The sequence below is a fragment of the Enterococcus italicus DSM 15952 genome (genome assembly GCF_000185365.1).
GTDB classification, from domain to species: Bacteria; Bacillota; Bacilli; order Lactobacillales; family Enterococcaceae; genus Enterococcus_G; species Enterococcus_G italicus.
The window spans coordinates 1-1,731 of sequence record NZ_GL622246.1 but is presented as its reverse complement, the minus strand read 5'-3'; the positions used below and the strand labels follow the sequence as shown (position 1 = coordinate 1,731).

The window sequence follows — 1,731 nt, the reverse complement described above, 5'->3', positions numbered from 1 at the left end:
GAGATGCACACCACAAAACAGTTTTTGAGTGTTCTTGTCTTTATATAGAATACTTAAAAAAACGAGAAGATTCTCAGTGAATTATTGCCAACGTCTCATTTCGAAAAGAAATCATTGACGTAGGCTCTTTTTTTTGCTATTTTCTTTGATAAAAATAAAAATGATTTGAAGGAGTGGTTACGAAAATGTCCAACTGGGAATCAAAATTCGCCAAGAAGGGTTTTACGTTCGATGATGTGTTACTGATACCTGCAGAAAGTCATGTTTTGCCAAACGATGTGGATATGAGCGTGCAGCTTGCAAAAAATTTAAAATTAAATATCCCCATTATCAGTGCCAGTATGGATACCGTAACAGATAGCAAAATGGCTATCGCAATGGCACGCCAAGGCGGATTGGGTGTCATTCATAAAAATATGAGTATTGCCGCGCAAGCTGATGAAGTTCGGAAAGTAAAACGTTCTGAAAGTGGCGTGATTATTGATCCATTTTTCTTAACGCCAGAACATACGATTGCGGAAGCAGAAGAATTAATGAGTCGCTACCGTATCAGTGGCGTACCGATCGTAGAAACACTAGATAGCCGCAAACTTATTGGTATCTTAACAAACCGTGACTTGCGCTTTGTTACAGATTATGCGGTTAGTATCTCTGAAGTGATGACAAAAGACAATTTGGTCACTGCGCCAGTCGGTACGTCTTTAAAAGAAGCAGAAAAAACATTACAAAAACACAAAATCGAAAAATTACCGTTGATTGATGAAGATGGACGTTTGAGTGGCTTAATCACAATTAAGGATATCGAAAAAGTAATCGAGTTTCCTAAAGCAGCCAAAGATGAACATGGTAGATTGCTAGTTGCTGCAGCAGTCGGTGTGACGAGTGATACATTTGATCGCGCAGAGGCGTTATTAGAAGCGGGTGCTGATGCGATTATTATAGATACTGCTCATGGTCACAGTGCAGGAGTATTACGTAAGATTTCAGAAATTCGTGCGAAGTTCCCACAAGCCACGTTAATTGCCGGTAACGTGGCGACAGCTGAAGGAACCAAAGCATTATATGATGCGGGTGTGGATGTTGTAAAAGTGGGGATTGGTCCAGGTTCAATCTGTACGACACGTGTCGTAGCGGGTGTCGGTGTGCCACAATTAACAGCAATTTATGATTCTGCATCAGTGGCTCGTCAATATGGCAAAGCTATTATCGCTGACGGTGGGATTAAATATTCTGGTGATATCGTGAAAGCTTTGGCAGCAGGTGGACATGCAGTTATGCTAGGTAGTATGTTAGCCGGTACTGATGAATCTCCTGGTGAATTTGAAATTTATCAAGGCCGTCGCTTTAAAACTTATCGTGGCATGGGCTCACTTGGTGCGATGGAAAAAGGTTCAAGTGATCGTTATTTCCAATCAGGTGTCAATGAAGCCAATAAGTTAGTTCCAGAAGGCATTGAAGGTCGTGTGGCGTATAAAGGAAGTGTCGCTGACATTCTTTTCCAATTAATCGGTGGTCTAAAAGCAGGTATGGGCTACGTTGGTGCAGGTACATTAAAAGCACTAAGAGAAGATGCACAATTTATTCAAATGAGTGGCAATGGCTTGAAAGAGTCTCACCCACATGATGTTCAAATTACCAAAGAGGCACCAAACTATTCTGTTCATTCATAAAATGGCGAGATAGTGTTAAAAAAGCCAACAAATCCAAAAGGTTTTCTCAAACTTTTGGATT

General features: G+C 40.7%; 1 protein-coding gene. It reads left to right on the top strand.

Features of this window, described 5'->3' with window-relative positions:
* The first annotated feature begins 185 nt into the window (after positions 1 to 185).
* Positions 186 to 1,670, top strand: a complete 1,485-nt coding sequence (gene guaB, locus HMPREF9088_RS11025) for an IMP dehydrogenase (protein WP_007209336.1) — start codon at positions 186 to 188, stop codon at positions 1,668 to 1,670.
* The last annotated feature ends 61 nt before the right edge of the window (positions 1,671 to 1,731 follow it).